The 19,634-nt window shown below is 72.8% G+C and carries 19 protein-coding genes and 1 pseudogene; 6 read left to right on the top strand and 14 right to left on the bottom strand.

The window, feature by feature from the left end; translation table 11 throughout:
* The first annotated feature begins 55 nt into the window (after positions 1 to 55).
* The 5 genes from KRH_RS01690 (at position 56) to KRH_RS01670 (ending at position 4,992) form a co-directional block, all read left to right on the top strand.
* On the top strand, positions 56 to 1,051 hold the full coding sequence (locus KRH_RS01690; protein ID WP_012397425.1) for a hypothetical protein: 996 nt from the start codon (positions 56 to 58) through the stop codon (positions 1,049 to 1,051).
* 63 nt (positions 1,052 to 1,114) lie between these two features.
* Positions 1,115 to 1,831 (top strand): response regulator transcription factor, encoded by a 717-nt coding sequence (locus KRH_RS01685; protein WP_012397424.1) that lies wholly within the window; start codon positions 1,115 to 1,117, stop codon positions 1,829 to 1,831.
* A 67-nt stretch (positions 1,832 to 1,898) separates the two neighbouring features.
* Positions 1,899 to 3,158: an ATP-binding protein gene (locus KRH_RS01680; protein ID WP_012397423.1), complete on the top strand. Its 1,260-nt coding sequence runs from the start codon at positions 1,899 to 1,901 to the stop codon at positions 3,156 to 3,158.
* On the top strand, positions 3,134 to 4,180 hold the full coding sequence (locus tag KRH_RS01675; protein ID WP_012397422.1) for a hypothetical protein: 1,047 nt from the start codon (positions 3,134 to 3,136) through the stop codon (positions 4,178 to 4,180). The genes KRH_RS01680 and KRH_RS01675 overlap by 25 nt, the downstream gene beginning before the upstream one ends.
* A gap of 119 nt (positions 4,181 to 4,299) precedes the next feature.
* Positions 4,300 to 4,992 (top strand): DNA-3-methyladenine glycosylase I, encoded by a 693-nt coding sequence (locus KRH_RS01670; protein ID WP_081431572.1) that lies wholly within the window; start codon positions 4,300 to 4,302, stop codon positions 4,990 to 4,992.
* A gap of 84 nt (positions 4,993 to 5,076) precedes the next feature.
* Here the strand turns inward: KRH_RS01670 and KRH_RS01665 are convergent, their stop codons facing one another.
* From KRH_RS01665 to KRH_RS01640, 6 genes are all read right to left on the bottom strand, one after another.
* Entirely contained in the window at positions 5,077 to 6,654 is a 1,578-nt protein-coding gene (locus tag KRH_RS01665; RefSeq protein WP_012397420.1) for a dihydrolipoamide acetyltransferase family protein, read from the bottom strand.
* A gap of 60 nt (positions 6,655 to 6,714) precedes the next feature.
* Positions 6,715 to 7,689, bottom strand: coding sequence for an alpha-ketoacid dehydrogenase subunit beta (locus KRH_RS01660; RefSeq protein WP_012397419.1), 975 nt, complete (start codon positions 7,687 to 7,689; stop codon positions 6,715 to 6,717).
* Positions 7,686 to 8,897 carry a thiamine pyrophosphate-dependent enzyme gene (locus KRH_RS01655; RefSeq protein WP_012397418.1) on the bottom strand — a complete coding sequence of 404 codons (1,212 nt, stop codon included), beginning with the start codon at positions 8,895 to 8,897 and terminating at the stop codon, positions 7,686 to 7,688. The genes KRH_RS01660 and KRH_RS01655 overlap by 4 nt, the downstream gene beginning before the upstream one ends.
* Positions 8,898 to 8,963: 66 nt before the next feature.
* A complete protein-coding gene (locus KRH_RS01650; protein WP_012397417.1) occupies positions 8,964 to 10,124 on the bottom strand; it encodes a histidinol-phosphate transaminase in 1,161 nt (386 codons plus the stop codon).
* Between the two features lie 123 nt (positions 10,125 to 10,247).
* Complete coding sequence (locus KRH_RS01645; protein ID WP_231844724.1) at positions 10,248 to 12,242, bottom strand: lipase family protein; 1,995 nt, start codon at positions 12,240 to 12,242, stop codon at positions 10,248 to 10,250.
* A gap of 77 nt (positions 12,243 to 12,319) precedes the next feature.
* Positions 12,320 to 12,724, bottom strand: a complete 405-nt coding sequence (locus tag KRH_RS01640) for a hypothetical protein (protein ID WP_012397415.1) — start codon at positions 12,722 to 12,724, stop codon at positions 12,320 to 12,322.
* A 178-nt stretch (positions 12,725 to 12,902) separates the two neighbouring features.
* Between KRH_RS01640 and purB the strand changes: the two genes are divergently transcribed.
* Entirely contained in the window at positions 12,903 to 14,345 is a 1,443-nt protein-coding gene (gene purB / locus KRH_RS01635; RefSeq protein WP_041297271.1) for an adenylosuccinate lyase, read from the top strand.
* A 120-nt stretch (positions 14,346 to 14,465) separates the two neighbouring features.
* Here the strand turns inward: purB and KRH_RS01630 are convergent, their stop codons facing one another.
* The 8 genes and pseudogenes from KRH_RS01630 to KRH_RS01610 all read right to left on the bottom strand — a co-directional run bounded on the left by KRH_RS01630 (position 14,466) and on the right by KRH_RS01610 (position 19,544).
* A complete protein-coding gene (locus KRH_RS01630) occupies positions 14,466 to 15,407 on the bottom strand; it encodes a glycerophosphodiester phosphodiesterase (RefSeq protein ID WP_012397413.1) in 942 nt (313 codons plus the stop codon).
* A gap of 144 nt (positions 15,408 to 15,551) precedes the next feature.
* Complete coding sequence (locus KRH_RS01625) at positions 15,552 to 16,361, bottom strand: hypothetical protein (protein ID WP_012397412.1); 810 nt, start codon at positions 16,359 to 16,361, stop codon at positions 15,552 to 15,554.
* A gap of 184 nt (positions 16,362 to 16,545) precedes the next feature.
* On the bottom strand, positions 16,546 to 16,764 hold the full coding sequence (locus KRH_RS12535; RefSeq protein ID WP_226905781.1) for a hypothetical protein: 219 nt from the start codon (positions 16,762 to 16,764) through the stop codon (positions 16,546 to 16,548).
* A complete protein-coding gene (locus KRH_RS12530) occupies positions 16,680 to 17,663 on the bottom strand; it encodes a pyruvate kinase (protein ID WP_012397410.1) in 984 nt (327 codons plus the stop codon). The genes KRH_RS12535 and KRH_RS12530 overlap by 85 nt, the downstream gene beginning before the upstream one ends.
* Before the next feature lie 83 nt (positions 17,664 to 17,746).
* Positions 17,747 to 17,923 (bottom strand): annotated as a pseudogene (locus KRH_RS12525) (hypothetical protein); the annotation flags it as partial.
* A 262-nt stretch (positions 17,924 to 18,185) separates the two neighbouring features.
* Positions 18,186 to 18,377 (bottom strand): hypothetical protein, encoded by a 192-nt coding sequence (locus KRH_RS12520; RefSeq protein WP_012397408.1) that lies wholly within the window; start codon positions 18,375 to 18,377, stop codon positions 18,186 to 18,188.
* 88 nt (positions 18,378 to 18,465) lie between these two features.
* Entirely contained in the window at positions 18,466 to 18,804 is a 339-nt protein-coding gene (locus KRH_RS01615; protein ID WP_105590550.1) for an acylphosphatase, read from the bottom strand.
* Positions 18,805 to 18,881: 77 nt separating this feature from the next.
* Positions 18,882 to 19,544: an SDR family oxidoreductase gene (locus KRH_RS01610; RefSeq protein ID WP_012397406.1), complete on the bottom strand. Its 663-nt coding sequence runs from the start codon at positions 19,542 to 19,544 to the stop codon at positions 18,882 to 18,884.
* Positions 19,545 to 19,634 lie beyond the last annotated feature (90 nt).

Below are 19,634 nucleotides of genomic sequence, written 5' to 3'. Positions count from 1 at the left end.
GATACACTTCTGGGGACCCGCCCACCGGACTCCCCGCCGAATCGAGGCCTCTCGCATGTCCCCCTCCACCGCCCGCGATCCCTTCGACGACGGCAACGCCCCCTGGACCGGCGCCCACACCGAGGTGGGCCCGGACCGTTCGGGCGAGGACACCCGCCCGCTGCCCCGCCCGGGAACCGGCTCCGGCGCCGAGGGCGCCACCGGACCCGTCCCCATCGGGCACGAAGCCGCGCGCACCGCTCCCCTGCCCTCCTCCGAGGACGCCGCCGTCCCCACCCGGGGCGGGGCGGCACCCACGGGCCGCACCGGGGTGGCCTCGGGTCGGCTGCAGCCGCGGAGCCAGCGCAGCGGGCCGGCGGACCCCGTGGGCGACGACCACCTCACCCGCTCCCCGGACCGGATCTCGGCGGAGGCCTCGTGGGAGACCATGCGCCCGGCCGTGCGCTCCGGGCAGGACGGTGCCACGGCCGTCGCACGGCCGAGCGCGGAGCAGGTGCGGGCGCGGCAGCGGCAGCGGTTCGGGGGCATGCGGATCCTGCCCGGGCTCATGGGCCTGCTGGTCGCCCTGGCCCTCGGCGCGCTGCTGCTCGGGCTCGCGGACCTCGCCGGGCCCGGCGTGGGCCTCGATGTGAGCGGCGGCGCGGGCAGCACCCTGGACCGCGCGTGGTCGGAACCGGGGGCAGCGCAGCTGTGGGGCGGCGTCGTCGTGCTGGGTCTCGTGGAGCTGCTGTCCATGCTCGCGGGGGGATACACCGCGGGGCGCATGGCCCGCTTCTCCGGAGTGGCGCAGGGGGTCAGCGTGTGGCTGTGGTCCCTGCTCGCCCGCGCGGCCGCCTCCGCGGCGGTCCTGCTGTGGGCCACCGGTGCGACCCCGCGGGAGGGCTCACGGTGGGTCGTGCAGGAACTCGTGGGCGCGAACCCCGGCGTGGGACTCGTGGCCCTGGCCGGGCTGCTCGTGCTCGGGCTGCTGGGCGCGGTGCTCGGCGGCGCGTGGGGCATGCGCTACCACCGCAAAGTGGACGCATGGACCATGTCGAATGCATGGGAATAGTAGACTTCCGTACTGTCGGAGGCCTGGGCTGGGCCTCCACAGGGGAGTACGGAGGAAACATCTATGCCTTCAACACTCGTCGCGGTAGTCGACGATCATGAAGTGGTTCGTGAGGGCGTCCGACTGGTGTCCATGACATCGCTCGCGGACGTCAAGCTTGTGGGGTCCTCGGACTCGGTGACCACGCTGCTGGACCAGTTGGGCCGGGACCCGGAGAATCCCGCGCTCACGGCGCAGGGGGCCAAGCGCATCGAGTGCGACGTCGTCCTGCTGGACCTCTCGCTGGCGGACAAGTCCCGCCCGGCGAGCAACGTGGAGCGGTTGCGCAGCGCCGGCATGAAGGTGCTGATCTTCAGCATCGGGGAGAACGCCGGGCTGATCCGCGAGGCCCTGCGGGCCGGAGCGCTGGGGCTCGTGCGCAAGTCGGACCCGCTCGAGCACGCCATCGAGGAGGCGCGCGCCATCGCGGACGGCAAGCCCGTGATCACCAAGGAGCTGGCCGCCGCCATCGACGGCGACGTCGAGTTCTCCCGGGCCGCACTGTCCCCCCGGGAACGCGAGACCCTGCGGCTGTACGCCTCGGGCTTCGCGCAGGTGCAGGTGGCGCGCCGTATGGGCATCAAGCAGTCCGCGGTGAAGACCAACATCGACCGGATCCGCGAGAAGTACGCGCGCATCGGCCGCCCCGCGCCCACCAAGATCGACCTGCGCATCCGTGCCATCGAGGACGGCCTGGTGGACCCGGAGGACGACGTCACCACCGCCGAGAAGAAGCTGTGACCCCCGCCCCGGGGGCTCCGTGATCCGTCCGGGCAGGACCACGGGGAACAGAGCCCGCTCCTACCGCATGGTCAACACCCAGCTGCGGTGGAAGCGGTTCTTCGCGACCACCGCTCCCGGTGAGCTGGGGGTCTACACCTACCGGGCGCACTGGCTGGCCATGATCGGCTTCGGGGTGTTCGGGGTGACGCACCTGATCGAGGTGCTGCCGATCTTCGCGCAGCAGCAGACGTCGCTGCGCGGGTGGTACACGTTCTTCCTGGTGGCACTGGGCGTGCTCACGGGATTCACGCTCTACTTCGGGCTGCGGCACTCCGTGCGGCCGCGGGTGTTCTTCGCCTACACCACAGTGGTGGCCGCCTCCATCCTGGCGCTGCCCATGGCCTGGACCGGCGACCCACTGCCCCAGAACCCGTGGATCTCCGGATTCATCATCCTGGCGGTGGGCGCGGCCGCGGTGCTGTGGAGCCCCATGGCGGCGATCCTGTACATGCTGCTGATCGAATTCGTCTACGCCGTGGTGGCGAGCCAGATGATCACCGTGAACCCCACCGCGGAGTCCTGGGTGGGCGAGGGGCTCTCGCGCATCGTGTTCAGCCTGATGCTGATCATGATCATCACCGTGGGCAAGCGGGGTGTGGAGCGGATGGACCTCAACTACGCCGAGGCCCTTTCCGAGACCCTCGCGATGCGCCGCAGCCGCTCCGAGACCGAGGACCAGGAGCGGATCGACCGGCTGATCCACGACAACGTCATGGCCGCGCTGCTGGACGCCTCCCGGTCCCAGGGGGTCCTGCACCGGCGGACCCGCCAGCTCGCGGCCCGGGCCCTGGATGTGCTGGCCGAGGAGTCCAGCCGGTCCACGGGGGCACACACCGTGATGGTGCACGACCTCATGGACGAGCTCATGGACTCCCTCGCCCCCTGGCGCTCCCGCGTGCGCTTCACCAACCTCCGCGCGCCCATGCGACCCGTGGGTGAGCCGCGCGTGTTCGTCCCCGCCTACGTGGCCCACGGGCTCACGCAGGCCGTCACCGAGGCGGTGTCCAACAGCGCCCGGCACTCCGGCTGCGAGGTCACCACGGTGTCCATGGAGGGTGAGATGTGCGAGCCCAGCGCCATCAACCCCGAGGGCTTCTGCCTGCGCTTCACCATCACCGACGACGGCCGCGGCTTCAACTACCACGACGTCCCCAACCGCCGGCTCGGGGTGCGGGTGTCCATCATGGAGAACCTCGACGCCATCGGCGGGCGCGTGCAGCTGGACACCGCTCCCGGCCGCGGCACCCGCGTGAGCCTCGTGTGGCCCAGGGACGTGACGCCGTGAGGACCGTGCAGCGGACGGTGTTCGCCAACCGGTTCATGGGCGTGTTCGTGCTGGCCGCGTTCACCGCGCCCTTCATCGACGCCGTCATCCACTTCGACACCGCGGAGCGGCCGCGGCAGATGCTGGTCTCGCTCGCGGCCTACGCGGTCTCGGGGCTGACCGTGGCCGTGCCGCCGTGGAACGGGCGCCGGTTCCATGTCACGGCCACCGCCGCGAGTGCGCTGCTGTTCCTGGTGGCGGCGCAGCAGGGCTACGAGGCCACCCGGGTGACCATGGACGCCGGGCAGTCCCCGTGGTTCCACCTGGGCTTCATCGCCGAGCTGTTCGCCCTGGGCATGCGGCGGCGGCGCGGCTGGGCGCTGCTCGTGTGGCTGGGCGTGACCGTGATGTCCTTGCTGCGCTGGCCCGTGGTCAACGGCACGCTCATTCCCATCGAGGCATACCATGTGGTGGGCGTGGCCGTGATGATCGTGACCTGGATGGTCGAGCGCCAGTACGTCTTCTTCATGCACCGCCGCGAGGAGACCCAGCGCATCCTGGACGCGGCACGCAGCCGGGACTCGGCGGAGAAAGACATGCGCCACGCCTCGAGCCGCCGCGTGGACGAGGTGCGGCGCCTCGCGGGCGGACTGCTGGAGCAGATCGCCCAGGAGTCCTCCGTGGTCACCGACTACGACCTGAAGCAGTTCCGCCTCACCGAGGCCCAGCTGCGGGACAGCATCCGCGGCCGCTCCATCGCCACCCCGCACGTCCTGGAACTCACCCGCGCTGCCCGCGCCCGGGGCGTCGCGGTGGACATCCTGGACGAGCGCGGCACGCCGCCCTCTCCGGAGGTGCTCGCCTCGACCGCCAAGCAGCTCTCGGAGATCCTCTCCCAGGCGCGCTCCGGCGTGGTCACGGTCCGAGCACTGCCCCCGGGGGATCCCGCGGCGGTTCTCATCGTCCACGACTCCCAGGACCCGGACGCCGATCCCGTGGCCGTGGAGATCGAGGACGGCACGGGGATCGCCTCGGCCTTCTGAGTCCGAGCCCGCGGCGAGGGCACTGCACAGCCCCGCCGTTACGGTCCTGAGCGGTTCCACGGTCCCCAGGCCCGCGCTCGGCCCTGCCCCGGGCCCTCGCGCGCTCCTAGCCTCCAGGCATGACGACGATCGCACCGCCCACATCCGCGGACGCACAGCCGCACTCCACCGCCCCGGCCGGACCCCACGAGCACGATGCGCCGCCACCGGGGTCCGCGCCCACGCGGGCCGCGTTCCAGGCGGTGGGGTGCGGGGACGGGCTGGAGCGCTGCCCCTGGGCCCTGGGCGCGCCGGGGACCCTCGCGGACCACGACGACGCCTGGGGCACCCCCGCGGGCAGCGCGCGGGAGCACTTCGCGAGCCTCACGCTGGAGCTCGTGGACTCCGGCCTCGCACGCTGGTCCCAGTCCGCACGCCACGGTTCCTGGTACCTGCACATGGCGGGGCTGGACCCGGCGCGGGTGGCGCTGCTCGACGAGGACGACGTCGAGGACCTCCTGGTCAACCCGGAGCTGATCCGCAACCGCGCGAAGATCGAGGCGGTGATCCACAACGCCGGGGTCTGCCAGGACTGGGACCTCTCCCGGTGGCTCGACATTGTCGAGGAGGCGCAGATCCCCGAACCGGAGGCACCTCCCGAGAACGCTCTCGACCTCCCGAGCTCCTCCGAGGCCTCCCGCAGGCTCTCCCAGATCCTGCGCACCCGCGGCATCGTGCTCGTGGGGCCGGTGACGGCCCACCGGTGGCTGCAGCGCATCGGCCGCGCCCCCGGGCACGTCGCGGGGTGCTTCCGGGCGGGTGCCCTCGGCTAGCCGTGGCCGCACCGCACCGCACCGCACCGACGAGGGCACCGCGGTCGTCGCGGTACGGCGCCACGGCCGCAGCGCGGCGCGGGATCACTCCAGGAGCAGCGCGGGCTCCTCCACGATCCGGGCGACGTCGGACATGAACCGGGCGGCCAGCTCGCCGTCCACCACGCGGTGGTCGAAGGACCCGGCCAGGGTGGTGATCCAGCGGGGGACCACGTCCCCGTCCACGACCCACGGCTTCTGCTTGATGGCACCGAACGCCACGATCGCGGACTCGCCCGGGTTGATGATGGGGGTGCCCGTGTCCGCCCCCAGCACACCGATGTTGGTGATCGAGAGGGTCCCGCCCTGCATGTCCGCGGGCTGGGTGCGACCCGCGCGGGCGGTCTGGGTGAGGTCCTGCAGGGCCACGGCCAGCTCGCGCAGGGTGAGGTCCTGGGCGTCCTTGATGTTGGGCACCAGCAGACCCCGTGGGGTGGCCGCCGCGATCCCGAGGTTCATGAAGTGCTTCACGAGGATCTCGGTGTCCGCCCAGGTCGCGTTCACGTGGGGGTTGCGCTCGGCGGCCCAGATCACGGCCTTGGCCACGATCAGCAGCGGGGAGACCTTGACCCCCTCCATGCTGGGGGACTCCTTGAGCCGCTTCACGAACTCCATGGTGCGGGTGGCGTCCACCTCCACGAAGATCGACACGTGCGGGGACGTGAACGCGGACTTCACCATGTTCTGGGCGGTGGCCTTGCGCACGCCCTTGACCTTGATCCGCTCGATGCGGTCGTCCGGCAGACGGGCTGCGGAGGCCTCGGGCACACCCACCGCGTCCGTGGCCTTCCCGGCCCGTTCCGCGTGGGCGAGCAGATCGCGCTTGGTGACCTGGCCGCCGTCGCCGGTGGCCTTCACGTCCGCGAGGTCGATGCCCATCTCCTTGGCGGCCTTGCGGACCGGCGGCTTGGCCAGTCCAGGGCGCCGGGGCACCGCAGCGGCCTGATCCCCCGAGGGCTCCTCGAGCGAGCGCAGCAGCGATCCGCCGCGCCCTCGGATCTTGCCCGCGCGCTCGGCGAGGTCCACGGCCGCGCCGCCCAGGCCCGTCCGCGAGAGCCGGTCAGCCCACGCGGAGCGGCGCTGGGCGTTCGACCCGCCGGAGAGCTCGGAGTCGGCACCGGCGCCGGTCAGCGCCTGGGGCGTGTCCGAGTCCATGCGCATGCCCACCCGGGAACGACGCCGCCGGCGCACCGGGTCCGCCTTCGGACCGGAGCCCACGAGGGCCTTGCCCTGGCCGGACTCGGCGGGCTCCTCGGGAGCCGCCTCCGCGGCAGTGGCGGCCTCCGTGCCGGCGGCGTCGGAGCCAGCCACGGCGCCGCGCTCGAGGCCGTCCTGCGGCACGGATCCCGCGTACCCGGGGTCGGTGCCGCCGGCGGGCGCGTCGTCGGCGGAGCTCACCGCGATGATCGGCGTGCCCACATCCACGGTGTCACCCTCGGCGACCATGAGCTCCTGCACCGTTCCCTCGAACGGTGAGGGCAGCTCCACCACGGACTTGGCGGTCTCGATCTCCACCAGCACCTGGTTGACGGACACGGTGTCCCCCTTGGACACCTTCCAGGCCAGGATGTCGGCCTCGGTCAGACCCTCGCCCACGTCGGGCAGTGTGAAAACCTGGGACATCTGTTCTCCCTCCAGGCAGCGCCACGCCCGTGCCGGGCGGCGGCGCTGAACAGCGGACGTCTAGTAGGCGAAGGACCGGTCGAGTGCTTCCAGCACGCGGTCCAGGTCCGGGACGTAGTGGTCCTCCACGGCCGCGGGCGGGTAGGGCTGGTGGTACGCGCCCACGCGCAGCACCGGGGCCTCCAGCGAGTAGAACGCCCGCTCCGTGACCCGAGCGGCGATCTCCCCGCCCAGTCCCCCGAAGGTGGGGGCCTCGTGGGCGATCACCATGCGGCCCGTCTTGCGCACCGAGGCGGTGAGCGTGTCGAAGTCGATGGGCGAGATGCTGCGCAGGTCGATGACCTCCACGCTGCGCCCGTCCTCCTCCGCGGCGGCGGCCGCGGCGAGCGCCACGGGCACGAGCGGACCCCAGGCGACGACGGTGGCGTCGTCACCCTGGCGGATCACCGACGCCGAGAACGGGTCGCCGGGGGAGGTGGTCTCGTCCACCTCGCCCTTGAGCCAGTACCGCCGCTTGGGCTCGAAGATGATCACGGGATCGTTGCACGCGATGGCCTGCTGCTCCATCCAGTAGGCGTCGTGCGCGTTGGAGGGCGAGACGATGCGCAGCCCGGCCGTGTGCGCGTACAGCGCCTCCGGGGACTCCGAGTGGTGCTCCACCGATCCGATGACCCCGCCGTAGGGGATGCGGATGGTCATGGGCAGGGTGAGCCTGCCCTCCGAGCGCGCGTGGATCTTGGCCACCTGGGTGGTGATCTGGTTGAACGCCGGGAAGCTGAAGCCGTCGAACTGGATCTCGCACACGGGCCGGTAGCCGCGCTGCGCGAGCCCCACCGCGGTGCCCACGATCCCCGCTTCACCGAGCGGGCTGTCCAGCACGCGGTGGGCCCCGAAACGGTCCTTGAGCCCCTCGGTCACGCGGTACACGCCTCCCAGGGAGCCGATGTCCTCCCCCATGAGCACGACCTTGGGGTCCTCCTCCATGGCTCGCGAGAGCCCCGCCGTGATGGCCTTGGCAATGGTCAGCCTGCTCATGCTCCCGCTCCTTCCGTGTGCGCGTCCTGGGCATCGGCCGGGACGTCGAATCCCGCCTGGTAGTCCAGGTACTCGGCGCGCTCGGCCTCCACCAGGGGGTGGGGCCCGGCGTAGACGTTCTCGAAGCGCTCCACGAACTCGGGCGTGGTCATGGCCAGGACGTCGGCGCGCATGCGGCGCGCGAGCTCGTCGTTCTCGGTGGCCACGGTCTCGAAGAAGGAGTCCTCCACGCCGTGCTCGGTGCGCAGCAGGACCGTGAGCCGCTCGACGGGGTCGAGCAGTCCCCACTGGTCCTCCTCCTCGCGCTTGCGGTACTTGGTGGGATCGTCCGCCGTGGTGTGCGCGCCCATCCGGTAGGTCTCGGCCTCGATGAGCACGGGGCCCTCGCCCCGGCGGATCTTGTCGAGCGCGTAGCGGGTGGCCGCCACCACCGCCAGGATGTCGTTGCCGTCCACCCGCAGCCCCTCGAAGCCGTAGCCCGCCGCACGGGTGGCGAGCGGCACGCGGGACTGCGTGGCGAAGGGCACGGAGATGGCCCACTGGTTGTTCTGGATGAAGAACAGCACGGGAGCGTCGTAGGAGGCCGCGAACACCATGGACTCGTGGACCTCGCCCTCGGTGCTGGCGCCGTCCCCGAAGTAGGCGACGACGGCCTCGGGCTCGGTCTCGAGCGGCGTGCCCGCCTCCTCGGCGGCACGGCGGTCCATGACGGTGCCCATGGCGTAGCCCACCGCGTGCGGGACCTGCGAGCCCAGCACCACGGTGTAGAGGTTGAGGTTGTGCTCCTCGGGGTCCCAGCCGGCGGCGGTGAGCCCGCGGAAGTAGCGCATCAGCTCGGAGGGCTCCACGCCGCGCTCGAAGGCCACGGCGTGCTCGCGGTACGACGGGTAGAGCCGGTCGGTGGGCCGCGTGGGCCACGTGGAGCCGATCTGGGCGGCTTCCTGGCCGCGCAGCGGGACCCACAGCACGAGCTGGCCCTGACGCTGGAGGGAGGTGCCCTCCTCGTCGATCCGCCGCGCCCGGGTCATGGAGCGGTAGAGGTGCTTGAGGTCATCGACGGTGATGTCCTGCACGTGGGGGGAGAGGAGGGGGTCCTGCGTGACGACGCCTCGTTCGTCCAGCAGCTGGTGGCGCGGGAGAGTGCTCTCCACGACACCCGGGTGAATGGCTGATTCCATGGTCGATCTCGGTCCTTCCGCTGTCTTCATGACCGGAGGATCGCCCCGGTCATGTCGAGCCTTGCGAACACAGAGTTCTCGGTGCGCTCCACCACCTCAGGGTTGCCGGGGTGTCGGCATGGTGCTGGGGTGCGGGAAGGCAGCGCAGAGTTCCAGGAATCGGGAGTTCGCCTCGGGTTCACCGAAGCTTACACGGACCCCTTCGGAAGTGAAACACCTCACAGACAGGGCGTGTTGGTCGCACATTTCGGTGAATTCCGCGCTGCGCTCGCCCAGCGGCAACCACACGAAATTGGCCTCGGTGCGGGGGTGCTGCCACCCGAGCTCGGCCAGTCCGCGCAGCACGCGCTCCCTCTCGTCCACCAGGCTCTGGACCCGCTGCTCGACCTGCTCGATGCTGGCGAGCGAGGCCGTGGCCGCGAGCTGCCCGAGCTCCGTGACGGCGAAGGCCGGGGCGCTCTGGCGCAGGTGGCGGGTGACGTCCTGCTGGGCCACGGTGTAGCCCACCCGCAGCCCGGCCAGGCCGTGCGCCTTGGAGAAGGTGCGCAGGGAGACCACGTTCGGGTGCTCCCGGTACAGCTCGATGCCGTCCACGAGTCCCTCACCGCGCTGGAACTCCCAGTACGCCTCGTCCACCACGACCACCACGCTGGACGGGATCCGCCCCAGGAACTCGCGCACGGCGTCGGCGCGCAGGCTCGGACCCGTGGGGTTGTTGGGGGTGCACAGCAGGACCACGCGGGTGCGCTCTGTCACGGCCGCGGCCATGGCGTCGAGGTCGTGGGAGCCGTCGGAAAGGTTGGGCACCTGGACGCTGAGGGCGCCGGCGAGGCCCACCGAGATGGGGTAGGCCTCGAACGAGCGCCACGAGTAGACCACCTCGTCCGGCCTGCCGTCCTCCCCCGTGCCCGCGAACGCCGCGAGCAGCTGGTTGAGGGCGCCCAGGCTGCCGGCCCCCGCCACGATGTCCTCCGCGGGGACGTGCAGGTAGTCGGCCAGAGCCTCGCGCAGCGCAGTCGCTGAGGGGTCCGGGTAGCGGTTGTAGGCGTCGAAGCCCGCCACGGCCTCGCGCACGGCGGGCACTGCCCCGAAGGGGTTCTCGTTGGAAGCCAGCTTGTAGGCCACCAGCCCCGGGATCTGGGAGGCCGGCTTGCCGGCGGCGTACGCGGGAAGCTTGGCGAGGGCCGCGCGCGGGGTCACGCGTGTGACGTCCCCGGGGGTCTCGGACGGTCCGGATGCGTGCGTGGCTGAATCCATGCCTGACATGCTAGTCCGGCCCTGCACCTCACCCGGGGAGGGGACCGCTGCCGGCCCCGCCCTGACCTGGGCACTCACCCGGTGCCGTGCCCGAGCACCGGGCCCGGGCCCGGAGGGCGCCGCTCACCGCACGCGGTCCGCGGCCCGCCGGGGGCTCACCACGCCGTCGAGCCCGGTGTGCTCCTCCCACCCCTCGTACACGTAGCTCTCGGTGCGGGTCCCGGGACCGTGGGGCACCGCGTCCGCGAGCCGCTGCTCGTGGGCCAGGACCACCGGGTGACCGGAGCCGGAGATGCCCTGGGCCCCCACGGTGTAGAGGTGCATCTCGTGCGCGGTGGCCCCGGTGCGACCGCCGTACCACTCCAGGGCGCCCGCGTAGGGGGTGTTGACCTGCACCGTGGAACGGTGCGCGCCGTCCGGGTTGGGCACGCCGTCCAGGGTGGGCACCACGTCGTCCACGTGCTCCACGGCCATCACGGAGGTCTCCCCGGGGATCGCGAAGTCCCCCACGGGCGCGCCGAAGGTGGTGACCGCGGCGACGTCGTAGAGCCCCCGGAACTGCTGGTTGGCGGCAAGCCCGGCGGCATCGATCCCGCCCAGGCTGTGACCCGTGAGCACCACGGTGTCCCCGGGGCGGATCCCCGCGTCCCGCAGAGCCTGCACCGCCATGCGCTGGGCCTGGGGGAGCTCGCTGAGCGGTGCCGAGGGCACGGTGGTCATTCCCTGGCTGATCCCCTTGAGGTCGTGCACCCCGGCGCTGTCCGTCCACTTCTCCGTGCCGGTGAGGACCACGGAGTACGCGGTGCGCCCGTCCGCCCCGGTGGCCTTCTGGACCATCACGGTGCTGTTCTCCACGGGCCGGCCGTCCGCGTCCGTCCCCGAGACGATGCTCTTGGCGTCCTTGAGGGCGGCCGCCGTGCCCGCCACCGTGGTGGGCACGGCGCCGTCGTGGTGCACGCCCGCCGGCAACGGTCGCCCGGAGAGCGGGGTCATGTGCCGGGCGGCGGCGGTCGCGGGGGTCACCCCCGTGAACACCTCCCGGCGCGCCGGGTACAGAGCCCGTTCCTTCTCGAGGCCGCGCAGCACCCCGGTGAGCCCCGGACCCGGGCGCTCCGCAGCGCTCAGCCGCCGCCCGGTGCGGTACAGCGCATAGATCCCCGCGGTCGTGGGATTCGCGAGCATCATGGCGGCCACCGCGGGCTCGAGGGAGTCGAGGAGCTCCGCGTCCGTGGCCGGCGGGTCGCCCTCCCCCGGCCCGCGGGCCAGCCGCCGGCCCGCGCCGTCGAGCCGGCCCACCATCACGCCGCGCAGGTACTGGCCGAGCGTCAGGGGCGAGGATCCAGAAGCCGCCGCGCCACCGGGAGCGTGCCCGGCGCCGGGGTCCTCCCGTCCCGGCACCCCACCCGGACCGGGCAGCTGCAGCACCCCGTCCAGGAGGTCGTCCACCCCGGGGCCGCGGATCACGGCGTCGGTGCCGTGGGGGCCGCCGCCCCGCACGATCACCCCCAGGGCCGAGAACCGCACGCGCTCGCGCAACGCCGCGGGAGAGTCCACGTCCGCCCGTGCCAGGGCCACCTCGACGTCCTCCGCGGTCCGCGCCGCCTCCCTCGCGAAGGACGCGCTCAGTCCCCCCAGCGGCGAGCCCAGGGCCGCGGCCGTGAACGACCCGGTCAGGGCGTGCTCCGTGACGTCGTAGCGCAGCGCGGCCCGGCCGAGCCGCCCAGCGGTCAGGGCGACCCCGGCCGTGTGCTCCAGCACGCTCGCCACCAGGGCGCCCGACAGCGCGGCGGCGTCCCCGAGCAGCGCCTGACCCGTGAGCGCCCACAGCTCCAGCTCGGCCGTGAGCGGCACGAGTGCGGCCGCGGCCTCCCCGAGCTCGCCCGCCGCGCGCCCGAGGTCCTCGGAGGTGCTCCGGAGGCCGTCGCCGTCCACCGTGACGATCCCGCCGCCCTGCCCCGGCGCCGCTCCCCCGTGCACGCTCATGCTCTGCCGCGCGCCCTCCGCCGCGGCGGCGACCTCCCGGGCGGAGGTGAACCCCCGCGCGGCAGGGCGCCACGGGTCCCCCTCGCCGAACAGCTGCGCCTGGACGTCCTGGGCGGGGCCACGGACCTCGGTCACGCCCCCGGCAGGGAACGACGGCGCACCCGCCGTGCTTCCCGCGGGCGGCGCACCGCGGCCCGCACCCTCCGCGGCGCTCATCCCCGGCGCTCCGACCCGAGTGACGGGAGCACGACGCCGGGACCCAGCAGGGTGCTCAGCACCGAGACCAGGGGCGCACCCAGCTCCGCGGCCGTCTCGAGCGCGGCAAGGCGCTCCGCGAGCACCGCAGCCGCCCAGCGCACCGACCGCGCGGCCTCACGGCACGTCTCCACGTCCCGGGCGAGGGTGCGCTCGTGGCGCTCCACGCGGGCCCGGAAGGCCCGGGACCCGGGCCCGGTCCAGGCGCCGTGGGCCTGTCCCAGGCCGCCGACCCTGTGGCCCAGCGCGCCGAGCCGTTCCGCGGCGTCGTCGTAGCGCTGGGCGAGCGCCGTGAGCTGCTCGTGGACCATGGCGCCGAGCCCAGGGTGCAGCCCGGGGGCCGCGTTGAGCGTGGATGTCATCTCGTGTCCTCTCCGCGCGGCCCGGGCGAGGTGGCCGGCGCGCGGGATCAGGCTAGGACGGGGTGCCCGGCGGCACGGGCCGGTCGCGGGCCCCCGGGACACCGCGGCGCCACAGGCCCCGGAGCGTGCCGCGGTGCAGTGTGCTCGCCGCGGCACCGGGCCGCGGGCCCGTGGAAGAATGGGGGCCATGTCGAACGCCGCGCAGACCCTCCCGTCCGGACGAGTGGCCCTGGGCCAGCAGAGCCCCGCGATAGCCCTGGGGCCCTTGGACGGCCGCTACCGTCCGCAGGCCTCCGCGCTCGTGGACCACCTCTCCGAGGCAGCCCTGAACCGGGAGCGCGTGCACGTGGAGGTGGAGTGGTTCATCCACCTGTGCGAGCGGCGCGCCCTGCCCGGGCTCGACCCCCTCACTGCGGAGCAGCAGGCCGGGCTGCGCGCGCTCGTGACCGGTTTCGACGCCGCCTCCGTCGCGGAGCTCGCGGAGCTCGAAGCCGTCACAGTGCACGACGTCAAGGCCGTGGAGTACTTCATCGCCCGACGGATGCCCGAGCTGGGTCTCGAGCACCTCACGCCCCTGGTGCACTTCGCGTGCACGTCCGAGGACATCAACAACCTGGCCTACGCACTCGGGATCAAGGACGCCGTGCAGAACGTGTGGCTTCCCTCGGCCCGCGGACTGGTGGCGGCGGTGTCCACCATGGCGCGCGAGGCCAAGGCCACGCCCATGCTGTCCCACACCCACGGCCAGCCGGCCACGCCCACCACGCTGGGCAAGGAGCTCGCGGTGTTCGCCCACCGCCTGGACCGGCAGCTGCAGCGGGTGGCCGGCACCGAGTTCCTGGGCAAGCTCAACGGCGCCACCGGCACGTTCGCGGCGCACACGGCGGCCGCCCCGGACACCGACTGGCCCGCGGTCTCCCGGACCTTCGTGACCGGGCTGGGCCTCACGTGGAACCCCCTGACCACCCAGATCGAGTCCCACGACTGGCAGGCGGAGCTGTACGCGGACGTGTCCCGGTTCAACCGGATCCTGCACAACCTCTGCACGGACGTGTGGTCCTACATCTCCATCGGCTACTTCCAGCAGATCCCCGTGGAGGGTGCCACGGGCTCGTCCACCATGCCCCACAAGGTCAACCCCATCCGCTTCGAGAACGCGGAGGCCAACGCGGAGATCTCCTGCTCGCTGCTGGACACCCTGGCCGCCACCCTCGTGACCTCCCGCTGGCAGCGCGATCTCACGGACTCCTCCTCGCAGCGCAACATCGGCGTGGCCTTCGGCCACTCGCTGCTGGCCATCTCCAACGTGGTCAAGGGCCTGGAGCGCCTCGACGTCGCGGAGGCCACCCTCGCCGAAGACCTCGACGGCAACTGGGAGGTGCTGGGCGAGGCCGTCCAGACCGCCATGCGGGCCGAGGCGATCGCCGGGCGCGAGGGCATGGACAACCCCTACGAACGGCTCAAGGACCTCACCCGGGGCCACCGCGTGGACGCCGACCGGATGCGCGAGTTCATCGCCGGGCTGGGGCTCTCCGAGCAGACCGCGCAGCGGCTCAGCGCCCTGACCCCGGGCGGCTACACCGGTCTGGCCGAGGAGCTCGTGGACACCTACGGCCTCTGAGCCGCACCGCCGGGCGGCGGTCCCGTGCAGGGCCCGCCGGCCGTTCTCGGACCACCCGGGCCGGAGGGATGGGCCGGAGGGATGGGCCCGAGGAATGAGTCAGCCGCAGCGGGTCTCCCCTCAGACCGACCCGAGCACCTGGGGGACGCGCGTCCGGTGCCCCGGAACCGGGGCCCGGTGCGGATCGGTCCAGCTCCGCACCAGGGCCGGAACGTTCGTGGTGATCTGCTGGACTCCCAGGGCCAGGCACACGTGGGTGTCCGCGAACGTGTCCACCGTCCACACCCGCAGGGTGGAGCCGCGCTCCCGCCAGCGCTCGACCAGCCGCGGGTTCTCCCGCACGAACCGGATCCCAGGCCCCGCGATCTCCACCTCGCCGCGGGAGATCAGCGGGACGGCCGGGGGCACCACGAGCCGCATCCCGGCGCGGCACACGGCGGCGGTGGCCGAGCCCACCCCGAGGCTCGAGCGCACCGAGGCCACGGTGGACTGCGTGACCAGCTGGCACACGTGCCGCGGGGCCACCACCCCCAGGACGTAGCGGACGGCGTCGGGGTGGAAGCTCATGATCGACACCGTCACGGTGCCGAGCCTGCCGGTCTCCGGGTTCCAGCCGCGGCGCATGAGCAGCACCAGCAGCGCCTCCTCGAGTCCCTGCCCGTGGGGGCTGGGGTGCTTGGTCTCGACCGCCAGCCCCACCGGCCGCCCCGCGGCGAGCAGCAGGTCCAGCAGCTCGTCGAGCGTCATGAGCTGCTCGTGCGGTGCCCCGTGGGTCGGCGGGATCCGCACGCCCTTCCACGTGGTGAAGTCCAGCCGCCGCAGCTGCGCGAGCGTGTGCTGGCCCACGGGTCCGCTGCCGTTCGAGGTGCGCCCCAGGTGGGCGTCGTGGTGCAGCACCAGGTGCCCGTCACGGGTGAGGTGGACGTCGCACTCCACGCCGTCGGCGCCATCGGCGAGGGCCTGCACGAACGCGGCCCGGGTGAGCTCGGGATAGCGCTGCGAGGAGCCGCGGTGCGCGTAGACCAGGGGGCGGGCGGCGGGCGGTTCGGTCGGGGTGGCCACGGCCCCACGCTAGGAGGCGGGGGAAACGCGGGTCCGAGCGCCGCCCGACGCGGAGGTGACCTCCCGGTGACGTCCGCGTGAACGCGCACGGGCGCCCCGGGGAACCGTGGTCACCCGGGCGCCCGTGCGCGCGTGGTCGGGTGGCTACTTGCCCCGGGTGCGCCCCTTCGCGGAGGACTCCACGGCCTCCTGCTGGGTGGCGGTGGTCCCGCCCTCGAACGCCGCGGCACGCTCGTCCACGGCCAGCGTGGCCGGGAAGTCCGAGGGGAACTCCCCGAACGCCTCCTGCGCGGACTTGATGACCTGCCGGGCCATGGCCAGGTTGGCGCCGCCGCCGACCACCGCACCGATGCCGAAGGGCAGGGCACGGCCGAGCATCGCGCCGGACTGGCGGGCGATGAACCGCTTGACGAACATGTTGCGGATGGACCGGCCCACGTCGAAGCGCTTGGAGTGGTCCGAGGACTTGCCCATCATGAGCCCCCACTTGCCGGAGAGACTCTTGCTCGCGGAGGAGCTGGTGAGCAGCTGGCCCATGAGGGCCTGACCGTCCTCGCCGAGCATGAGGGCCATGACCATGGTGCGGTTCTGCTCGTCGTCCTGCGGCTCCACACCGTGCAGCTCCGCCACGGCCTGCGCGTACAGCGCGGTGGCCTCGAGGTAGCCGGTCACGGCCACCGACGAGAGCCCGAAGGAGGCCAGCGTGCCGATGCCCGGCACCGCGGCCGTTGCGCCCACCGCGCCGCCGCCGGCGGTCACGGAGCGCACGTAGAGCTTCTGGGCGCGCTTGGCCAGCTGGGCGGGGGTCTCGTCCGGGTGCTGGCGGCGCATGTGCTTGATCATCTTGACCACCCAGGGCTTCTGCATGCGCAGCGCGTGGTTGAGGAACTTGTTGACGCCCGGCGAGGGCTGGCCGTTCTCGTCGAACGCCTTGTTCAGGGGGTTAACGCGCATCTCTGTCCACTCCTCGACACGGATGGGGGGTTGTTCGGCGGGTGCGCCGGAAATCTCCGGATTCACTATGACACAGCGCCCGCCACCGCGCGCCGCCGTACGCCCAGGGCTCACAGGACGGGCCCGCAGCCGTGGGTCGCGGGGCGGGTTCGCGGCTCCGGTTCACGGGACGGGCCCGCTCCCCTCAGCGCACGAAGTCCCGCCACGCGTGCAGCTGCCGCAGCAGGTCCGTCTTCTTGGAGGCGTGCCCGGACATCCGTTCCAGCACAGAGGAGAGGGTGCGGATGGCCTCCACCACGAAGGGCCCCTTGTTGAGCATCACGCACTCGGCCTGCTGGCCCTGGGCGGCGTCCGTGATCTCGGCGCGGGAGGGCAGGCCCTTCTTGGCGAGGGTCTCCAGCACCTGGGTGGCCCAGACCACCGGGACGTGCGCAGCCACAGGATCTCCTGCTGCACCTCGGCCATGCGCTCGAAACCGGTCTCCACCGCGAGGTCCCCGCGGGCGATCATGACACCGGAGTCCTGCCACCGCATGACCTCCAGCAGGATCATGGACAGGTGCTCGAACCCGCCCACGGTCTCGATCTTGAGGGTGACGTCCACGGAGCGGGCGTCCAGCGCCTCCAGGCGGGCGAGCAGGTCCGCCACGTCCTGGGCACTGCGCACGAAGGACATGTTGACGTTGTCCGCGTGGCGGGCCACGAACGCCAGGTCCTCGCGGTCCTTCTCCGTCAGCGCGGGCAGGTGCAGGTCCGTGTCCGGGAAGTTGATGCCCTTCTCGGCCCGGAGTCTGCTGCCCGTGGGCCCGGCGTGGGTGATCTCCACGTCCATGTGCTGCGGGTGCACCGAGCGGATCACCCCGCCGATCCTGCCGTCGTCCAGCCACACGCGGTGCCCGGCGGCGGCGTCCCGGAAGACCTCGGGGAGGGTGCAGCCGATGACGAGCGGAGCCGTGCCCTCCGCGGGCACGGGGTCCGTGTGGTTCAGCAGGCGCAGGGTCTCGCCCACCGCCACGCGCAGGGACTGCTCGGTCTCGGGCAGCTCGCCGAGCACGCCCTCCGCACCGTCCGGGGCCCTCAGGACGATCCCCGTGGCGAAGTAGACGGTCTTGGAGAACTCCACCAGCACGGCGTCCTCGTGGACCTCCACCACGCGCAGGGTGCGTCCGGAGTCCCGGGCGTCGCGCAGCCGGAGGCGCTCGCCCACGGTGCGCGCGGCGAGCCACCCCTGGGGCTCCACGGGCACCGCGGGGACGTCCTCCGAGCGCTGCGTGCCGAGCCACAGCCGGGCGGGGCGGCGCACGTGGCCCTGGCGTCCCGTTCGGGCTTGATCTTCTCCACGCGCGGGCCCGGTGACACGGGTCCCGTGCGCACCTTGGGCCCCGCGAGGTCCATGGCCACCCGCAGGTCGGTGCCCAGCTCCGCGGCCGCCGCCCGGAGGTGCTCGAGCATCGCGGCCCACTCCCGCGGCCCGTCGTGGGCGCAGTTGATGCGCGCCACGTCCATGCCGACGGCCACCATGCGCCTGACGAGCGCCGGGTCCCGGGCGGCGTTGGTGGGCATCGTGACCATGATGCGCGTGGCGCGGCGCTCACGGCCCTGGCCCACGAGGCGCACGGTGTCGCGTTCCAGCGTCAGTGGTCCGGGGAGGGCGTCCTCCCCCGGCGGCAGGCCCGGGTCGAGGTCGGGCAGCCGGGCATCCGTGCCCGCCACGGCGACCAGCGTCAGCGCGACCGCCACGAGGTGCTCCGCGACCCCGGACTCCATGCGCCCGAGGGGAGGAGACCCCCAGCGCCGCGAGCTCGGTCGGCAGCTCCCTAAGGTCCTAGGAGCGCACGTCGGTGTAGTCCACCAGGTTCAGCGCGGAGTGCCGGTGCCGGGGCGCCACCCGGTTGACGTCCGCGAGACGCGCGCGACGGGCCGCGCGGATGCGCTCCAGCAGCTCGACGGCGCCGCCCAGGCACCGGGCCGCGCGCTCAGGCCGGGAGCCGGTCCCCGGGGAACTCGTGACGGTCATGGACTCCTCCTCGCGGGCGGTCGGTCGGACTCCCCCACGGTAGGGTCCGCAGACCAACCGGAGGTGAACACGGCCGCGGACCCGCGAATCAGTGGGTGGTGAAGTCCGTGTACTGACCGGTGGCGGGGCCGAAGTGCTCGTCCACGGTGATCACGGCCCCGGGGGTGTCGCGGGAGATCAGGGCCTGCAGGAACTCCCCCACGGCCCAGCGCGGCCCCTCGGCGACGACGCCCACGGTGCCGTCCTCCTGGTTGGTCGCAGTGCCGGTGAGCCCGAGCTTCTCCGCCTGCCGCCAGCACCAGTAGCGGAAGCCGACCCCCTGGACGGTCCCGTGGACCACGGCGGTCAGGGCCATGACCTCGTTGAGGTCCATGCGCTCCCGGGGGTGGCCGTCGGAGGCCTCGGGGTGGATCAATGGCATATCCATGCGCTCAGCCTAGAAGATCGCCCGGCCCGCACGGCACCCCGGCAGGGGCGGCGCGGACCGGGCGATCGGTGTGCGGATCAGTCCAGCGAGTCGACGGCCTCGGCGATCGGGGTGCTGCCGTCCGCGAACTCGATGAAGCGGTGCACGGTGTGGGCGGGGTCGGCGAGCACCCTGGCGGCCACCAGTGCCACGTTGCCGCGGGCGGTGTCCCGGTTGCCGTCCTCCCCGGCCCTGCCGATCGCGATCGAGCCCGTGGCGGCGTCGTCGGTGAGCATTCCGGGGCCCAGGATGGTCCAGTCCAGGGAGCTCGCCCGCAGGTGGTCGTCCGCGTCCGCCTTGGACTGGGCGTAGGCGTAGAAGTCGTTGTCCTGGGGCACACCGTGGTCCTGCCCGGCGCCCATGTAGGAGACCATCACGTAGCGCTTCACACCGGCGGCCTCGGCGGCGTCCATCGAGCGGATGGCGGCGTCACGGTCCACGGCGTAGGTGCGCTCGGGGGATCCCCCGCCGGCGCCCGCGGACCAGACCACGGCGTCCTGCCCGGCCAGCAGCTCGCTCAGCGCCGCCACGTCCATCTCCTGCACGTCCGCGACCACGGGGTTCGCGCCCGCGTCCTGCACGTCCTGACTCTGCTCCTCCTTGCGGATCACGGCGTTGACCGTGTCCCCCTGCGAGGAGAGCAGCCGGCTCAGCTGCAGCGCCACCTTGCCGTGGCCACCGATGATCGTGATCTGGGACATTGTGAGTCCTTCCTGTCGGAACGGATCTGTGAGGGGTGCTCGCGCGCCCCTGGACTCCGTACAGCGGCTGTGAGGGCGTGATTATTCCGG

Source organism: Kocuria rhizophila DC2201, from assembly GCF_000010285.1.
GTDB classification, from domain to species: Bacteria; Actinomycetota; Actinomycetes; order Actinomycetales; family Micrococcaceae; genus Kocuria; species Kocuria rhizophila_A.
The sequence above is the reverse complement of the archived record's forward strand: the minus strand, read 5'-3'. Positions and strand labels throughout refer to the sequence as shown.